Below are 16,018 nucleotides of genomic sequence, written 5' to 3' on the forward strand. Positions count from 1 at the left end.
CGGCGCTCCGCGCCTGGGCCTAAGGAGAACAAAAAAGATGGTTGCGAGCCCTCTTCGCGCGTGCGTGCTCGGTGCCTTGCTGGGTCTCGTTCCCCTCTCGGCGCAGGCCGTGGTCGAGGGTCGCACCTCCCGCGATCCCGGCGGGCTTCGCGCCTCGGTGGTGCGCATCGAGAGCACGCAGGGTGAGATCTGCTCCGGCACCCTGATCGCCCAGGACATCGTGCTGACGGCGGCCCACTGCGTGATGCACAAGGCCGGCTACAACGTGGTCGTGGTCGATCCGAATTTCCGCCAGCGCCGCCTGCGGGCGGTCGCGGTCTCGATGCATCCCGAATTCGTGCCCGGCACGACGCCGGAGGAGCAACCCGGTATCGACCTCGCCCTGATCAAGCTGGAGCAGCCGGTGGGCGCCGGCTTCCGCCCGCTCGATCCCCGCGGCGGTTCGATCACCACGGGCGACAACGTGGATATCGCCGGCTTCGGCGTGCTCGCCGAGAACCGCCGCAACACCGCGCGGACGCTGCGCACGGCGCATCTCGTGTCGATCGGCTCGTTGCAGGTCGCCAACCGCGTGACGGTCGTGACCGACTCGCGGCGCATGGCCGAAACCGCCGGCGCCGGCGCCTGCCTGGGTGATTCCGGCGGCCCGATCCTGCGGGGCGGCCAGATGGTCGGCGTGGTGAGCTGGTCGAGCGGCGCCATGCGCCAGGACCGGCGTGCCCGCACCGCCTGCGGCGGCTTCACCGCCGTCACCCCCACCGGCGAGCACGCGAGCTGGATCTCCTCGCGCACTGCCGAGATGGAAGCGATGACCGCCGACATGGCCGCGGCGCAGGCCGGGCGCACCGAATGGATGGCCCGGCCCGCCCGGCGTCGGGCGTACTGAGACCGATCAGGCGAACCGAAGCAGCTTGATCGCGCCGAAATCCTGCACCCCGCCGCCGACGCGCTTGGTGGTGTAGAACAGCACGTAGGGCTTGGCGGAATACGGATCGCGCAGGGTCCGCAGGCCCACGCAGTCCACGACGAGGTAGCCGCGCTTGAAGTCGCCGAAGGCAATCGAGTGGTTGCCGGCGGCGATGTCGGGCATCGCCTCGGCTTCAACCAGGGAGAAGCCCATCAGCGTCGCGGCCCGATCAGCGGCGAGTGGCGGCTGCCAGAGGTAGTTGCCGTCCGCATCCTTGAACTTGCGGATCGCGCTCTGCACCCGCCGGTTCATCACGAAGCTTGCGCCCTGGCGATAGCCGGCGCGCAAGGCGTAGATCAGATCGAACAACACGTCGCTCGGGTTGCTCGCGGGGAAGGCGCCGGCCGCCCCCGTTGCGATGAAGCCGAGCTTGCCCGAAGTCCAGTTCGCGTTGGCTACAGTGTCGTAGCTGAGAAAGCCCTTCGGCCGACCGACGCCGTTGCCGGTGACGAAGGCGACGCTCTCCTGCTCGGCGAAGGCCGTTTCGACCTCCTCCGCGAGCCACGCATCGATGTCGAGCACCGCGTCGTCGAGCAGCGTCTGGGTTGCCGCCGGCATGGCGTAGAGTTCCATCGCCGGAAAGCTTAGCTCGGACAGGTTCGGCGCGTCGGTCTGCGGCCGGGGCGCGGTCTCGGCGACCCAGCCCGCGGCAGGACCGTTGACCGAGACGGCGCGCTTGTACTGCCCGCCGGAGACGGCCCGCACCGTGGCGATGGCGCGGATCGGCGAGATCTCGGCGAGCCGACGCAGCACCTCGCGTTCGATCGTCGGCGGCACGAGGTAGCCACCATCCGGCCCGGAGCCGGCGGAGAGGGCCTTCTCTTCCAGCCGCTTGAGGCCGGCGCTCTCACCGGCGCGAACATAGAGGTCGAAGGCCGCCTTGTGCTCGGTGGCGGAGGCATCGCGCGCCGGTTCCGCCCCGCCGAGCGGCGGCCGGGCGCGGTCGAGGCTGATCCGGTCGAGGCGGCTCTTCGCCTGATCGAGGGCGGCGTCGATGCGGATGAGCTTTTCCTCCGTTACCACATCCGCGGTCAGCCGGGTCTCGATCTCGGAGAGGCGGACGTCGTTGGCCTCCTTGAACGCCTCGAAGGCGCGGGCGAATTCATCGAGCACCGCCTCGGTGCCGAAGGTCGCCGCCTTGTTCTCGGGCAGGCCCGTGGGGGCCTTGGTCTCAAAACGCATCTCGGTCATGGCATCCTCATTGGTGAAGGAAGGCGGAAACTCAGGCGCGCGCCGCGTGCGGCGGGGCCGCAAGGCGCAGGCGCGGCGGGATGAAGGGGCGCGGCGCTGCGGCGCGGATCACCCGCGCGTCGGGCTGCAGCGGGAAGGTCACCAGCGAGACCTCCCAGAGATCGACGGCGAGCAGCCGACGCCCGCCGCGCTCGGGCGACGCCCGCACGACGCGAAAGCCGATGGAGAGCCCATCGAGTGCCCCCTCGCGCATCAGCGCGTCGATCTCACGGGCGCGCTGGACCGCGAGGTTGAGCCGGCCGGCAACGCGCAGGCCCCGGCCATCCTCCTTGAGGGAGAGCCAGGATCCGATCGGCTCGGCCGGATCGTGCTGCCACAGCATCCGCACCCCACGCGCGCCCCGCCGGGCGAGGCTCGCGGCAAACGCCCCCGGCGCGACGGTGTCGCGGCCGAGATCGGGCACGCCGAACAGGCTGGCGTAGCCGGTGAAATGGCCATCCATGACAAGACCTCGATCAGAGGAAGTGAAGAGTGGGCTCTGCCCGAATCTCGCTGGGGCCTCAGGCCGAAGAGCGGGGGCCTTGCCCCGATTCCTGGCGGGCGTAGCCGACGGCTTCGCGCTTCTCGTCCACCGACAGGAAGTCCGCGCCCTGAACCCGGCGCCAGAGAGACTCGCGCTCGGTCGCCAGGGCTTCGACCGCGTCGAGATCCGGCTCCAGCCGAGCGGGGCCGAAGGCGGGCTCGAGCCAACGGGCCAGGGAATCGGCCGTGCGGCGCACCAGCGGGATCACCGTCTGGCGGTAGAAGGCGCGGTTGGCCTCGGCGTCGTTCGCGTGGGTGTTGTCACCGGGCAGGCCGAGCAACAGCGGCGGCACACCGAAGGCGAGCGCAATCTCGCGGGCGGCTGCCGCCTTCGCCTCGACGAAGTCCATCTCCTTCGGCGACAGCGAGAGCGGGCGCCAATCCAATCCACCGTCGAGGAGGAGCGGACGGCCGGCATTGGCGCTGCCCTGGTAGCTCGTCTCCAACTCGGCCTTGAGCCGCGTGAACTGCGTGTCGCTCAAGGCCGCGCCGGTCGAGGGCGCGAAGACCAAGGCACCGGAAGGGCGGGCCGCGTTATCGAGCAGTGCCTTGTTCCAGGCGCCGGCCGCGTTGTGGATGTCGAGCGGCACGGCCGCCGCCTCCATCGGCGAGAGGCCGTAATGGTCGTCGAGCGGATTGAACAGCGTCAGGTGTAGAATCGGCGGCACGGCGCCGGCCTGCTGGTAGCGAAGGCGCTGGCCCCCGACAGTGTACTCGTAAGCCGCAGGCCAGCCATCGGCCCCGGCCACAACCTGCATCCGGTCCGGGCGCAGGGAGAAGAGTTCTCGAGGGTGGCCGTCGATCTCGACCGCTTCGATGTAAGCGTTGCCGGACACCAAGAGATGTCCGTAAATCCCATCGAGAAAGCGCATCCCGCCTTCGCGGGGATTCGGTCGGGCGAGCAAATCCAGCAACGGATGCGCGTCCTCGGCGCCGGCCAGCGTCAGCGGCAGAGAGGCCGCGGCCTCGGCCACCAGCCGGACCGAGCGGTGGACGACGGCGTTGCGCTGGAAACCTTCGCGAGCCAGGGCCGCGTAATCGCGCGCGGTCCAGACCGCTCGGCCTTCGCCATAGAGGGCAAACGCCGCGCTCGCCTTCGTGTCGGGGACGAACCCGGCCGCCTTGGCAAGCCGCGCGATGAATCCAGGCATGGCACGCCTCCCACTTGCAATGTTTCACGTGAAATTAACCCGGGCCGTCAGAGCCGGCGGATGCGCGGCTCAACGGACGGCGCGAGCATCAGGTGGGTGAGCGCCCAGACCAGCGCATCGAGCCGATCCGGCGAGCCGCCGCCGGGCAGACCGCCGGGACCGAAGGCGCACATCTCGTCTTCCAGTGCTGGCAACGGGCCGACATGGCGGACGCGCCCCTGAGCGTAGAGCAGAGAGACCGGCTCAGCCCGCAGCAGCTTGCCGCGCGTCGCCCGCACCGTCGCCACGGGAACGTTCGGGTCGGCCTCGGCCAACACCGCGACGACCATCTCGCCACCCTGGTTGATCTCCGCCACCAGCGCGTCGGCCGCCAAACGGTGATACAGAGCCAGCGCCGCCCGCGCCCAGATTGCGGGTGCGGCCTGTTCCAGGGTGGCATCGGCCAGCACGTAGGCGGTTCCGTCGGCCGCGAGCCCGGCCGCAATGATGCCGCAGGCATCGGCCCCGACACGGGACGAAGCCGGCGGATCGACCGCGACAGCGATGCGGTGCATGGGCGGCGCCTCGGAGACGCGCGCCCGCTCGATGGAATCGCGGGTCCAGAGCGCATCCGGCCGATCCTCGATCAACTCGCCGTCGAGTTCCTGTCGTCCGAGCCGGGTACCGGCATAGCGACCGACCACCTCCTCCAAGAAACTCGGCGCGAGGTTCTGGGCATTGTCGGCGGTGCGTGAGCGCGTCACCACCGTGCGCGGATCGGCGAGGAGCCGGCGGATCAGTGGCACCGGACGCGGCGTGGTGGTGACGAGACCGCGCGGACGCGTCCCGAGCCGCAGCCCGAACTGAATCATGTCGTAGGTCGCCCCGGCCTCGCGCCACTTGGCGACTTCGTCGGACCACACGGCGCCGAATTGCGGGCCCCGCAGGGAATCCGGCTCTTCGGCCGAGAAGGCGAGCGCCACCGCGCCGTTGCCGAACACCACCCGCCGCCGCGACGGTTGCCAGACCGGCGGGGGCCCGCCGAGACGCGGAAGCGCGAGAAGTCCGGACGGCCCCTCGATCATCACGTCGCGCACATCGGCGAAGGTCTCGCCGACAAGCGCAATCCGTTCGACCGGCTCGGGCGTGAACACCGGATCGCCCAGGGCGAGGCCGCGCACCCATTCGGCGCCGGTCCGGGTTTTTCCGGAGCCGCGCCCACCGATCACCGCCCAAGTCGTCCAGTGTCCCGGCGGCGGAAGCTGGTCGTGCCGCGCGAGATGAAGCCAATCGGCCTCAAGCAGGCGCAGATGGTCCGGCGAGAGACGGGTCAAGAACGCCGTCATCCGGCTCCGCCGCCGCGAATGCAGCATAGCGGAGCGCGATATCCGTGCGCATCGCCACGAGGTCGGCGGTGGGCAGGGGTGGTCGGCTGGCTTCACCATCCGTCCGTCCCTCCCGCGCGGCCCGATCGGCCGCCTTGATGTCGTCGAGCATGTTCTTCAGACCGCCGAGATCGCGCAGGACTTTTGCGGAATCCAACCCGGCTGGCGACGTCTCGGCATCGAGCGCGGCATCGAAGCGTGCGATCTGCCGCTCGATATGCGCGCGCAACTGCACCCGCAGCCGCCGGGTATCCGGCACGCGTTTGCGGGTTTTCTTGGGGTTTGGCCTCGAAGGGGTGCCCGTCGCGGGCGCGCCGCGTGGCTCGGAGGGTTCCGGCATCGCGGTGTCTCCATCCACACTTCTTGAGCGTGCCCTTTACCTACACGAGGAGCGTCGCGGTGTCAATCTATAAATTCCTATCTAGGCCGATTAAGAGGAATTTGGTCCGAAGGGATGAGCCCGCGGCGGGCGATTGCCGCCGTTCCAAACCCGTCCGCCTATGAATTTTTCCATAGAACAGGAACGCTAACGGAGCCTCATTAGTAGATAAGCCAAGGAGTGCGCGTCACCGCCTCCATCACACGGGAGACAGCACGATGCTGAAAGGTGGTCTTCTCTGGTTGATCGGCATTCCGCTGCCGATCATTCTTCTGCTGTGGTTCTTCAACGTGTTCTAAAGCTTGGGACGCGCCGGCTTCGGGGGCTTAAACCTCGGAGCGGCACATCCCTCGATTGAAGGAGCACGCAGCGGAAGTATCCGCGTCAGAGCGTGACGCTCCGCGGCGTGTAGACGAAAGGCAGGCGCCCTTCCCGCTCGATCAGCCGTGTCGTGGCCGCGCCGATGATGACCATGGTCGCCATGTCGGCCGGCGCGGTGCGGGCGTCATCGAGGGTCAGCACCCGCAACGTTTCGTCCAGCCGGGTCACGGCGCGGGCGAAGATGACCGGCGTCGAGAGCGGAAGAATCTCGGCGGCGAGCGCCAGCGCCCGGCCGAGTTGCCATGGCCGCGCCGACGAAATCGGATTGTAGAGGGCAACGCAGAGCCCCGCCCGCAGCACCGCCTCCAACCGGGCGGTCACGACGTCCCAGGGCTTGAGGTTGTCGGAGAGCGAAATCGCGCAGAAATCGCCGCCGAGCGGTGCGCCGAGACGAGCGGCGGCGGCGAGCATCGCGGTGATGCCGGGCTCGACCCCAATATCGAGATCGCGCCAAGGCGCCGGGCCGTGCTCGACCGCCTCGAACACGGCGGCCGCCATGGCGAACACGCCGGGATCGCCGCCTGAGACCACCGCGACATGCCGGCCGGCCACGGCGAGTTCCAGGGCGTGGCGGGCGCGGTCCACCTCGACCCGGTTGTCGCTGGCGTGACGGGTCAGGCCCTCACGCTCGGGCACGCGGGCGACATAGGGGATGTAACCGATCAGGTCCTGCGCCCGGTCGAGGGCGGCGCGGGCGGATTCGGTGAGCAGGCGCGGATCACCCGGCCCGAGGCCGATGATCGTCACGCTCCCGGAGGCGCTCACGGGCGCCGGCCCTCGCCGGGCACCAGCACCATGGAGAAGTAGGGCGCGACGTCGTCCTCCTTCTCGGCCAGCGGCACCACCCGCTCGCCAGCCATGGTGCCGCGCTCGACATAGACCGCGCGGGCGAGAAAGCCGGTCTCGGCCAGCACGCCGCGCACCTTCGGCAGGTGGCGCCCGAGCTTCATGATCACGGCGGCATCCGTGCCCTTCAGCCGCTCCACCAGCGCCTCGCGCGGCAGCGTCGCGGGTAGGATGGTGAGCACGTCGTCGCCCCAGGTGATCGGCGTGCCGGCCCGCGTCCAGCAGCCGGACATGCCGGTGACGCCGGGGATCACCTCGACGGGGAAGCGGTCCTTCAGACGCCGCCACAGATGCATGAACGAGCCGTAGAAGAAGGGATCGCCCTCCGACAGGATCGCCACATCGCGTCCGGCGCCGAGATGGTCGGCCAGTCGTCCCGCCGCCTCGTCGTAGAAGCCGGCCAAGGCCGCGACGTATTCCGGGTGATCGGGGTGAAGCTCGGTGGTGTAGGGATAGGCCAGCGGAAACTCGCGGGTCGGGTCGCACATCACCGCATCGGCGATGGTGCGGGCGTTGCCGCGCTTGCCCCGCTTGCAGAAGTGGACGAGCACGGGGGCGTGCTCCAGCACCCGCATCGCCTTCACGGTGAGGAAATCCGGATCGCCCGGCCCCATGCCGACGCCGTAGAGCGTCCCGGTTTTGGCCGTGGCGGGGGTCTCGCCCGCGCCGTCCGTGGTCTCGGCCGGCGCGTCGATGCGCACGCTCCCCTCCATCACTCGATCTCGTTCGCGAGTGCGTTGACGGCAGCGGCCGTCATCGCGCTGCCGCCGCGGCGGCCATGGACCACGACGAAGGGCACGCGCCCGTCCCGCGCCAGTGCCTCTTTGGATTCCGCCGCGCCGACGAAGCCGACGGGGATGCCGATCACCGCCGCCGGGGGCGCCACACCCTCATCCAGCAATTCGAGCAGGCGGAACAGGGCGGTCGGCGCATTGCCGACGGCGACGATGCTGCCGGGCAGCTTTTCGCGCCACAGCTCCATCGCGGCCGCCGAGCGGGTGGTGCCCAGTTCCGCCGCCAGCCCCGGCACGCGCGGATCGCCGAGCGTGCAGATCACGTCGTTCTTCACCGGCAGCCGGGTCCGGGTCACGCCGTCGGCGACCATGCGCACATCGCACAGGATCGGCGCGCCGGCCTTCAACGCCGCCTCGCCGGCCGCGGCGAAATCGTCGGACATCTCCACGTCGCGCGGCAGGTCGGTCATGCCGCAGGCATGGATCATCCGCACCACCACGCGCTCGGCCGCACCGGACCAGCGGGCGAGGTCGGATTCGGCGCGGATCATCGCGAAGGAACGCGCGTAGATCGCGCCGCCGTCGCGGATGTAGTCGTGGCGGGCACTCATCTCACGTCGTCCTGAAACACGGGGTCCAGCGCCGGAAGTCCGGCGGCTGCGGCCTTCCTTATCCGGTCCAGCGCCGCCTCGAAAGCGAGACGCGTTGCCGGCTTGGCAGAGGGGGGCCCGGCGAGCACCACGTCGTAGGCGCCGTCGCGGCCCACCAAGGTGAGATCGGCGGGGCCCGGATGGGCGCAGCCCTTGGCGCAACCCGAGACATGAGCGGTGAGCCCGGCCAGCGGGGCCAGCGCCTGCGCCAGCCGCGCGGCGTGGTCGGGCACCGGCGTCGTGCCGGAGCGGCAGGCCGGCGCGCCGGGGCAGGCGGCGACCCTGCGGCGCGGATCGTCCGGCGTCACGATGAAGCCGGCCTGCGCCAACTCGGCTTGAAGGGTGGCGGCGCGGCTCGCGGGAACGAGGAGAGCGAGGCCGCGCTCCGCGCTCAACCGCACGTCCGCGGCACCCGCGAGCGCCGCGACCCGCTCCAGCCGGTCGGCGGTGCAGCGGCCGAACGGCGCCTGGACGAGGAGCGCCCCCCTGTCCGCGGTCAGGGCGGCGAGCCCCGGCGCGGCGGGCGCCGGCGCGGCTGCGAGCGGCGTCGGCACGAACGGGAAGAAACCGGCCACCGCCGCGATCACGGCCCGTCCGTGGGCATCGAGATCGCGCACCCGCCGTCCGCCGATCTCGGCGAAAGCGACGAGCGCAAGGCCGATGGCGCTCGCTGCTTGCCGCTCGGGCAGCACGCCGCAGCGCAGGGGGCCGCCGTCAGACGCGAGGCCGAAGGCCACCTGCTCCGGCCCTTCGGCGAACAGAAAAAAGTCGGCCTCGACCGCGCCGAGGCCGTGGGCGCCGCCGCCATCGATCGCCACTAGCGTCTTGGCCGGCAGGCCCGGCACCGCGAGCCCCGCTGCCTCCACCGCGCGGGCGAGCGCCGGCACATCGATCCGTTCCGTGGGATCGAGTCCGGCGAGCGGCGCCGTCAGCGTCAGGCGCTGCGGGCCGCCATCGTCGCGGGTGTCGCCGAGGCCGGCTTCGGCCAGGGCGCAGGCGAGCGGCGCGGCGCTCGCCTCGCTGACACCGCGGATCTGGAGGTTGCCGCGGGCGGTCACGTCGATATGGCCGTTGCCGTGGGTCCGCGCCCCATCCGCCACCGCACGCAACTGCGCCGACGTCAGGCGCCCGAGTGGGGGGTGGATGCGGGCGAGCAGCCCGTCGCCGGTCGGCATCGGCCGGGCGAGCGAGGGGCACCAGCCGCGGCGGGCGCCCTCGGGCAGGGTGCGGCGGGCGCTCATTCGGCGGCCAGCAGAGCGTCGGCCGGGGCGGCGTTGCGCCGGCTCTGCCATAGGCCGCGGGCGCGCAATTCGTCGAAGCGCTCGAGGATGGCGCGGGTCGCCTCCGGGTTGGCCGCCTTCAAGGCGTCGAAGGTCTCCGGGTCGGCGATCCAGGCGCCGTAGAGCCGGTCGAGATCGGCGCTCGACACGGCATCGGTCGCGGCGGCGAGCACGAACACCGCGTCGATGCCCTGCGCGAACTCCTGCGCGCCGCGGTAGCCGTGGCGGAGCTGCGCCGCGATCCAGCGCGGATGGCCGAGCCGGCCGCGGATCAGCCGGGCGACATCCTCGCGGGCGGTGCGGGTGCGCGGTGCCTCCGGGTTCGAGACGTCGAGGCTGTAGAGCGCGGGTGCCCTCCCCTCGGACGAGGCCGCGGCGAAGAACCCACCCATGGCGTCGGCGGCGGCATCGCCGTCCATCAGGTCGCGCTCGGCGACATCGAAGGCGTGGACATAAGCATCCGCCGCCGTGACGCGGGCGGCGAAATTCGCGTCCGCGCCTTCCGTGTCGCCGTAGGCATGGGTGGTGGCCGCGAGATAGGCGGTGCCGAGGTCGGTCCGGCCCTCCCACGCGCCGTCGAGGGCGGTTTCGGCTGCGCCCGCACCGTAGCGGCCGGGGGCCGCGCCGTAGATGCGGGCAGCGGATTCGCCCCGGCGCCGGGCGGCGGCGAGCGGGTTCTCCTCGTCCTCCTCCTCGCGGGCGGCGACGGCGCGGGCCGCGCGGTCGAGCAGCGCCAGGGTCTCGGGAAAGGTGTCGCGGAACGCACCGGAGACGCGGCAGGTCACGTCGATGCGCGGCCGGTCGAGAAGCGCCAACGGCAGCACCTCGAAGCCGGTGACGCGGGTCGAGGCGTGGTCCCAGACCGGGCGCACGCCCATCAGGGCCAGGGCATGCGCCACGTCCTCACCGCCCGTGCGGAGTGTCGGCGAGGCCCACAGATCCATGACGATGCGGGCCGGGTACTCACCCTCGTCCTGAAGGTAGCGCAACACCACCGCGTCCGCCGCCTTGGCGCCGAGCATGGTCGCGGCGCGGGTCGGCAGGGCGCGGGGGTCGAGCGTCGTCAGGTTGCGGCCGGTCGGCATCACATCCTGGCGCCCGCGCGAGGGCGAGCCGGCGGGGCCCGGCGCGACGAAGCGGCCGTCCAGCGCCGTGACCAAAGCGGCGCGCTCGGCCTCCGCGCTCGCCCGCACCGCCTCGGAGGCGTCGGCGGGGGCGCGGCCGAACACGTGCAGGCCATCGCGGAACGGGGTCTCGCCGAGGTCGCACAGATGCGCGTCGAGCGCTGTCAGCGCGTCCGCCATCGGCGTGTCGCCATCGACGCCCGCGCCTTCGAGCAGGCCGGCAGAGGCCGCCTCGTCGAGGATCGCCGTGGCGATCAGCCCGGCCCGGCGCGGATCGAGCACGCTCGCGGCGGAATACTCTTCCACCAGTTCGCGGAGCGCCGCGGCCTCGGGGGTGAGCCCGGCGGCGTCGATCGTGGGGGTGAGGTGCCCGAGGGCGATCCCACCGAGCCGGCGTTTCAGCGGCGCGGCCTCGCCGGGGTCATCGACGATGAAGGGATAGACCACCGGCAGCGCCCCGACGGCCAGCGCCGGCCAGCATTTGCCTGAGAGCGCCACCGCCTTGCCCGGCAGCCACTCGGTGGTGCCGTGGGTGCCGAGATGGATCAGCGCGTCGAAGGCGCTCCGAACGCCCAGGTAGAAGGCGAGGTAGGCATGGGTCGGCGGCTCGTCGGGGTCGTGGTAGCCGGCCTTGCGGTCGGCGGCGCGGCCGCGGTCGGGCTGAAGGAAGAGGGTGAGACTCTCATCCCTCTCCCCTCCGCGGGAGAGGGTGGCCCCCGAATGGGGGCGGGTGAGGGGAGCGCCTTTTCTAGAAAGACCTGAGCTGGCCCCTCTCCCGCCTGCTCCGCAGGCACCCTCCCCCGCAGAGGGGGGAGGATTTTGCGCCGCGCAGACCATCCGGAACCGAAATGCCCCGTCGCAGCAGAGCGGGTCGGCCTTCGGCGCGCCCCAGCGCTCGGTCAGCTCTGTGCGGCGCTCTTCCGGCAGCTCCTCGAACCACGCCGCGTAATCGGCCAGCGATACCGAAAAGCTCGGCTCGCCCTCCGTCAGCGCCTCCATCAGCGCGCCTGCCTCCGGCAGGTCGCCCGCGGCAAATCCCGCTGCGGCGAGGTCGGCGGCGATGGCGCGGGCGCTTTCCGGCGTGTCGAGACCGACCGCGTAGCCCGCGCGACCGCCGCGGGCGGGGTAATCGGAGAGCACCATTGCCAGCCGGCGCTGGTCGCGCGGCGTGCGACGAAGGCGGATCCAGGCAGCAGCGCGGTCGGCGAGTGCGGCGATGCCGGCGGGATCGGGCACCGCGCGGCGCTCCGAAAAGCCCTCGACCGCCGCGGCCTCCTCCTTGAACGAGATCGGGAAGCCCGAGAGCCGGCCGTCGAATTCCGGCAGCGCCACCTGCATCGCGAGGTCGGACGCGTTCATGCCGCGGCCCGACGCGCTCCAGGCCGCGTGCGGGGCGCCGATCGTGTAGGCCTGGAGCACGGGGCAATCGGCGGCGTCGAGCACGAAACCGGCATCGTCGCGGGCCGAGAAGGCAGTGGCCGCGAGCACGATGTCGGGGCGGCGCTGGCCAAGCGCCGCGCGTAAGGTCGCGACCGCCTCCGGGTCCTTCAGGCTCGACACCGCGAGCGTGACGCTGCCGATGCCGCGTTCCGTCAGCGCGGCTGCGAGCTGCACGGCCGGCCCCGTCTCGCCGGACAGCACCGCAGAGCGGTAGACCAGCAGCAGCGCCAGCGGCCCCGGCCCGGCGGCCTGCATCGCGGTCTCGAGGGAGAGCGGTCCGCAGCCGGGGCACCACGCAAAGCCGCGCGGCAAAGCCTTCGGCGGCGCGGCCTCGAAGGCGGCGCCGGCCTCCGCCGCGAGGCTGCGCAGCAGGTTCTTCAGGTTCTCCGGCCCGCCCGCGCGAAAATAGGCGTCGAGGCGGATGCAGGTCTCGGGCGGCAGGGTCGAGAAGGCGTCGAGGCGCGAATCCGGCCGGTCGTCGCCGGGCAAAACCGCGAGTTTGACACCCTGCGCCCGTGCCGCCGCCGCGGCGCGCTCGATGCCGTAGCGCCAATAATCGAGCCCGCCGAGGCAGCGGATCACGCAGACCTTGGCGCGGGCGATCACCGCATCGACATAGAGATCGACCGACATCGGGTGGCGCAGTTGCGCCAGCTTGGCCAGCCGCAGCGAGGGCAGGCCGGGCTCGTCCGCATGGGCGCGCGCCACCGCCGCGAGGTCCGTGTCGGTGAACGACAGGAACACGATGTCGCCGGGGCTCTGGCCGAGATCGACCGCCGCCTCGCCCTCGTCGAGGGAGACCGTATCGAGGCGGATCAGGTGCATGGCGCGGGCGCCCTCACGGCTCCAACGGGACGCGCGCCGGATCGGCCCGCTTGCGCCGGATGCGCCAGACCAGCCGGAGGAGCAAGGCGGCAAAAAGGGCAATCGGCAGCCAGGGCAGACTCGCGACGGTGAAGCGGAGGGCGGAGGCCGCGCTCTCGCCGAGGATCGGGCCGCTGCGGGCCCAGACCTCCTGCACCGGGGCGAAGGCGCCGGCCCGCGCCCGGCTGGTGCGGAAGTCCACCGTGACGACCTCGGTGTCCACGCGCTCATCGAGCCCGCGGCGCGTCCCTTCCGATTCCTCGATCTGGCTCTGGACCTGGGCCAACTCGCCCGCGATCTTGATGAGATCCTCGGCCCGGTTGTCCGGCTTCTCGGCAAGCGTGGTCAGGCGGGTGCGGTAATCGTTGAGCTGGGCGAGGCGCCGGCCGGTATCGGCGATGGAGGCGGTGAGATCCTCGGCGCGGGTCGCCTGCTCGACCAGTACGACGTCGCCCGCCGCCTCGCCCGGCAGCGGGCCGGTGACGAAGGCGACGTAGGCGGCGACCGCGGCATGCGGCAGCCGCACCTCGATCTGCGCCTGCGGCGGGCTCGCGCCGTTGCCGTCGCGGACCGACGAATTCAGCAGCGTGCAGGTCGCGGCCTCGTTGAGGCAGCGGTCGCGGGCGGCGGCGAAATGCGGCGCCACCCGGTCCGGCCCGAGGCCGACGGTGAGGTCGTGGCGATAGGCGAGCTTGGCCGCGCTCCCCTCACGCGCGGCGGAGACGAAGGGCGCGGGCGCAGGGGCCTGGGCCATCCGCATCTCCCCATCCGCCTCGCGCCGGCTGTCGGCACAGCCGGCGAGAAGGGCGAGGAGGGGAGCCGCGACCCAAAGCCCGCGCGGCAGCCGGCCTGCGGCCTCGCCCCGGCTCATCCGCGCAGGGCGGCGGCGACCGCGTCCTGGTCGAAGCCTTTGAGGCCGATGACGACGAGGCGTCCGTCGCGGGGCTCCGACCCCTTCCACGGGCGGTCGTAATGGGAGGCGACGCGCCGGCCGACGCCCTGCACCACGAGGCGCATCGGCTTGCCCTTCACTTCGGCAAAGCCCTTGATCCGCAGCACGCCCTCGGTCTCGGCGGCCTTCTCGACGCGGGCGGACAGGTCTTCCGGGCTGCCGGCGATGCCGACGGGGATCGCGACCGATTCGAAATCGTCGTGGTCGTGATCCTCGCCCTCGCCGTGATGCGAGGGGCGGGCATCGAGGTCGTCCTCGGCGGCGGCCGCGATGCCGAGCAGCACCCGCGGGTCGAGCCGGCCATGCTCGGTCTCGACGATCTCGACGGCGCGCGGCAGGTGCGCCTCGATCTCGGCCCGGACCTTCTGCCGGCCGGCTTCGTCCAGCAGGTCGGCCTTGTTGAGCACCACGAGGTCGGCGCAGAGGATCTGGTCCTCGAACACCTCCTCTAGCGGGTTGTCGTGATCGACCGATTGGTCTGCCGCGCGCTGGTTCGCAAGCGCGTCGGGGTCCTCGGCGAACATCCCCGCGGCGACCGCCGGGCCGTCCACCACCGCGACCACGCCGTCCACGGTGACCCGCGAGCGGATCGCCGGCCACTGGAAGGCCTGGACCAGGGGCTTGGGCAGGGCGAGGCCGGAGGTCTCGATCAGGATGTGCTCCGGCGGCTCGGGCCGGTCGAGAAGCTTGGTCAGCGCCGGCACGAAGTCGTCGGCCACGGTGCAGCAGATGCAGCCATTGGGCAGCTCCACCACCGAATCCTCGTTGCAGCCCTCGATGCCGCAGGCGGCGAGGAACGAGCCGTCGAAGCCGAGATCGCCGAACTCGTTGACGATGATGGCGAGCCGGCGCCCGCGGGCGTTCTCGACGGTGTGGCGCACGAGCGTCGTCTTGCCGGCTCCGAGGAAGCCGGTGACGATGGTGCAGGGAATCTTGTCGACGAGGCTCATGATGAGGTCTCCCCTCGGGCCGCCTTGAGCGGCGGGATGCGGGCGACGACGCCCTTGCGAAACGCCTCCGGCCGCTCGCGCCAGGGCACGACGCCGTCGGGGGTTTCGAGGTAGCGACGCAGACCCGCCAGGATGGTGCGGGCGGCGGTGTCGGGGTCTTCGAGCGCGTCGAAGTCGCCGTAGACGTAGGTCCAGCGGGCGGGCGAGATGACCGCGACGGTGCAGGGCCGCTTGCAGACCGAGAGGCACTCGGCGCCCTCGATCGTCAGGCCCGGCACGGGCGCGCGCCCGGCTTCCGCCCGCAGCGCGGCCAGGAGCTTGGCCCCGGCGCGCGGCTCGGAGACATCGCCCGCCGCGCGGCAGGTGGTGCAGACCGACAGGGTCGCGGTGTCGGGATCAGGCATTCGCACGGGCACCCGCCTCGCGGCCGAACAGGCCCCAGGCCCAGCCATAGGCGAGCCCGATCACCGCCCAGAACACGAAGCCGATGGCGAGCGAGCGCGCGGCGAACTGCGCGGCCGTGGCCGGCGGCACCTGCGAGGAGACCGTGTCGATCGATTGCGGCGCGCCCGCGAGATGCGGCGCGACGATGAGGACGAGGCCACCGAGGATCGTCAGCGGCACCCGCCGCACGGCGATCAGGTAGAGGCCGAGCCCGGTCGCCACCACCGTCATCAGCCACCACGACTGGCGCAACACGAGCGGCGCGGCGCCCATGCCGGGCAGTTCCGGCGGCAGGCCGATGGCGGGGGCGAGCGCCACCGCGAGGAAGCCGGCGATGCCGACGACGAGTCCGCCCTGCGGGGTCGGCTCGCGGCGCAGCGCCAGCATCACCGCCGCGAGCAGCAGTGCGTAGCCGACGCCGCCGACCAGCGTCGCGAGCCCGGTGAAGGCCATGCGCTGCAAGCCCGGCGCGGGCTGCCATTCGTCCTTGCCGTGATCGTGTCCGCCCTCGCCATGCGCATGGGCGTGGGCCGGGACGATCAGGGCGGCGAAGGAGGCGTCATTGAGGGAAGGCGCGAGGGCGGCATGCGCGCCCTCGCCCTCATAGGTCTCCGCCTGAAGGATCAGCGGGGAGGTCAGCGCGAGCTGCAGGCCCGTCGCGACGACGGACGCGAGGAAGCCGGCGACAAGCGCCGCCGACAGCAACCGGATGATCATGG

General features: G+C 71.8%; 15 protein-coding genes. 1 reads left to right on the top strand and 14 read right to left on the bottom strand.

Translation table 11 applies throughout. From position 1 onward, the window contains the following. Positions 1–37: 37 nt before the first annotated feature. A complete protein-coding gene (locus tag ASF53_RS22350) occupies positions 38–886 on the top strand; it encodes a S1 family peptidase (RefSeq protein ID WP_056204091.1) in 849 nt (282 codons plus the stop codon). Positions 887–892: 6 nt separating this feature from the next. Here the strand turns inward: ASF53_RS22350 and ASF53_RS22355 are convergent, their stop codons facing one another. From ASF53_RS22355 to ASF53_RS22420, 14 genes are all read right to left on the bottom strand, one after another. Further along, complete coding sequence (locus ASF53_RS22355; protein ID WP_056204831.1) at positions 893–2,158, bottom strand: phage major capsid protein; 1,266 nt, start codon at positions 2,156–2,158, stop codon at positions 893–895. Between the two features lie 31 nt (positions 2,159–2,189). Beyond that, positions 2,190–2,660, bottom strand: a complete 471-nt coding sequence (locus tag ASF53_RS22360; protein ID WP_056204094.1) for an HK97 family phage prohead protease — start codon at positions 2,658–2,660, stop codon at positions 2,190–2,192. Positions 2,661–2,718: 58 nt separating this feature from the next. Beyond that, entirely contained in the window at positions 2,719–3,891 is a 1,173-nt protein-coding gene (locus tag ASF53_RS22365) for a phage portal protein (protein WP_056204097.1), read from the bottom strand. Positions 3,892–3,938: 47 nt separating this feature from the next. Continuing rightward, on the bottom strand, positions 3,939–5,204 hold the full coding sequence (locus tag ASF53_RS22370; protein WP_056204102.1) for a DNA-packaging protein: 1,266 nt from the start codon (positions 5,202–5,204) through the stop codon (positions 3,939–3,941). Then, positions 5,167–5,595 carry a hypothetical protein gene (locus ASF53_RS22375; RefSeq protein ID WP_056204104.1) on the bottom strand — a complete coding sequence of 143 codons (429 nt, stop codon included), beginning with the start codon at positions 5,593–5,595 and terminating at the stop codon, positions 5,167–5,169. Before ASF53_RS22375 ends, ASF53_RS22370 begins: the two co-directional genes overlap by 38 nt. A 423-nt stretch (positions 5,596–6,018) precedes the next feature. After that, positions 6,019–6,780 (bottom strand): precorrin-3B C(17)-methyltransferase, encoded by a 762-nt coding sequence (gene cobJ, locus ASF53_RS22380; protein WP_056204107.1) that lies wholly within the window; start codon positions 6,778–6,780, stop codon positions 6,019–6,021. Then, entirely contained in the window at positions 6,777–7,574 is a 798-nt protein-coding gene (locus tag ASF53_RS22385) for a precorrin-2 C(20)-methyltransferase (RefSeq protein WP_056204110.1), read from the bottom strand. The genes cobJ and ASF53_RS22385 overlap by 4 nt, the downstream gene beginning before the upstream one ends. Next, positions 7,574–8,206, bottom strand: a complete 633-nt coding sequence (locus tag ASF53_RS22390; protein ID WP_056204113.1) for a precorrin-8X methylmutase — start codon at positions 8,204–8,206, stop codon at positions 7,574–7,576. Before ASF53_RS22390 ends, ASF53_RS22385 begins: the two co-directional genes overlap by 1 nt. Continuing rightward, complete coding sequence (gene cobG, locus ASF53_RS22395; protein WP_056204116.1) at positions 8,203–9,486, bottom strand: precorrin-3B synthase; 1,284 nt, start codon at positions 9,484–9,486, stop codon at positions 8,203–8,205. Before cobG ends, ASF53_RS22390 begins: the two co-directional genes overlap by 4 nt. Further along, complete coding sequence (gene cobN / locus ASF53_RS22400) at positions 9,483–12,914, bottom strand: cobaltochelatase subunit CobN (RefSeq protein WP_056204121.1); 3,432 nt, start codon at positions 12,912–12,914, stop codon at positions 9,483–9,485. Before cobN ends, cobG begins: the two co-directional genes overlap by 4 nt. Before the next feature lie 13 nt (positions 12,915–12,927). After that, entirely contained in the window at positions 12,928–13,824 is an 897-nt protein-coding gene (locus tag ASF53_RS22405) for a DUF4349 domain-containing protein (protein ID WP_056204124.1), read from the bottom strand. Next, on the bottom strand, positions 13,821–14,855 hold the full coding sequence (cobW, locus tag ASF53_RS22410) for a cobalamin biosynthesis protein CobW (protein WP_056204128.1): 1,035 nt from the start codon (positions 14,853–14,855) through the stop codon (positions 13,821–13,823). The genes ASF53_RS22405 and cobW overlap by 4 nt, the downstream gene beginning before the upstream one ends. Beyond that, on the bottom strand, positions 14,852–15,259 hold the full coding sequence (locus ASF53_RS22415) for a DUF1636 family protein (protein WP_056204131.1): 408 nt from the start codon (positions 15,257–15,259) through the stop codon (positions 14,852–14,854). The genes cobW and ASF53_RS22415 overlap by 4 nt, the downstream gene beginning before the upstream one ends. Further along, complete coding sequence (locus tag ASF53_RS22420) at positions 15,252–16,016, bottom strand: CbtA family protein (protein ID WP_056204134.1); 765 nt, start codon at positions 16,014–16,016, stop codon at positions 15,252–15,254. The genes ASF53_RS22415 and ASF53_RS22420 overlap by 8 nt, the downstream gene beginning before the upstream one ends. Positions 16,017–16,018 lie beyond the last annotated feature (2 nt).

The organism is Methylobacterium sp. Leaf123 (assembly GCF_001423405.1).
In the GTDB taxonomy this organism is placed as follows: Bacteria; Pseudomonadota; Alphaproteobacteria; order Rhizobiales; family Beijerinckiaceae; genus Methylobacterium.

Coding starts and splice junctions, on each gene's coding strand:
- ASF53_RS22385 (WP_056204110.1), bottom strand. CDS start 7,574: ATGGAGGGGAGCGTGCGCATCGACGCGCCGGCCGAGACCACGGACGGC.
- ASF53_RS22415 (WP_056204131.1), bottom strand. CDS start 15,259: ATGCCTGATCCCGACACCGCGACCCTGTCGGTCTGCACCACCTGCCGC.
- cobN (WP_056204121.1), bottom strand. CDS start 12,914: ATGCACCTGATCCGCCTCGATACGGTCTCCCTCGACGAGGGCGAGGCG.
- ASF53_RS22390 (WP_056204113.1), bottom strand. CDS start 8,206: ATGAGTGCCCGCCACGACTACATCCGCGACGGCGGCGCGATCTACGCG.
- ASF53_RS22360 (WP_056204094.1), bottom strand. CDS start 2,660: ATGGATGGCCATTTCACCGGCTACGCCAGCCTGTTCGGCGTGCCCGAT.
- cobW (WP_056204128.1), bottom strand. CDS start 14,855: ATGAGCCTCGTCGACAAGATTCCCTGCACCATCGTCACCGGCTTCCTC.
- ASF53_RS22355 (WP_056204831.1), bottom strand. CDS start 2,158: ATGACCGAGATGCGTTTTGAGACCAAGGCCCCCACGGGCCTGCCCGAG.
- ASF53_RS22420 (WP_056204134.1), bottom strand. CDS start 16,016: ATGATCATCCGGTTGCTGTCGGCGGCGCTTGTCGCCGGCTTCCTCGCG.
- ASF53_RS22405 (WP_056204124.1), bottom strand. CDS start 13,824: ATGAGCCGGGGCGAGGCCGCAGGCCGGCTGCCGCGCGGGCTTTGGGTC.
- ASF53_RS22365 (WP_056204097.1), bottom strand. CDS start 3,891: ATGCCTGGATTCATCGCGCGGCTTGCCAAGGCGGCCGGGTTCGTCCCC.
- ASF53_RS22375 (WP_056204104.1), bottom strand. CDS start 5,595: ATGCCGGAACCCTCCGAGCCACGCGGCGCGCCCGCGACGGGCACCCCT.
- ASF53_RS22350 (WP_056204091.1), top strand. CDS start 38: ATGGTTGCGAGCCCTCTTCGCGCGTGCGTGCTCGGTGCCTTGCTGGGT.
- cobG (WP_056204116.1), bottom strand. CDS start 9,486: ATGAGCGCCCGCCGCACCCTGCCCGAGGGCGCCCGCCGCGGCTGGTGC.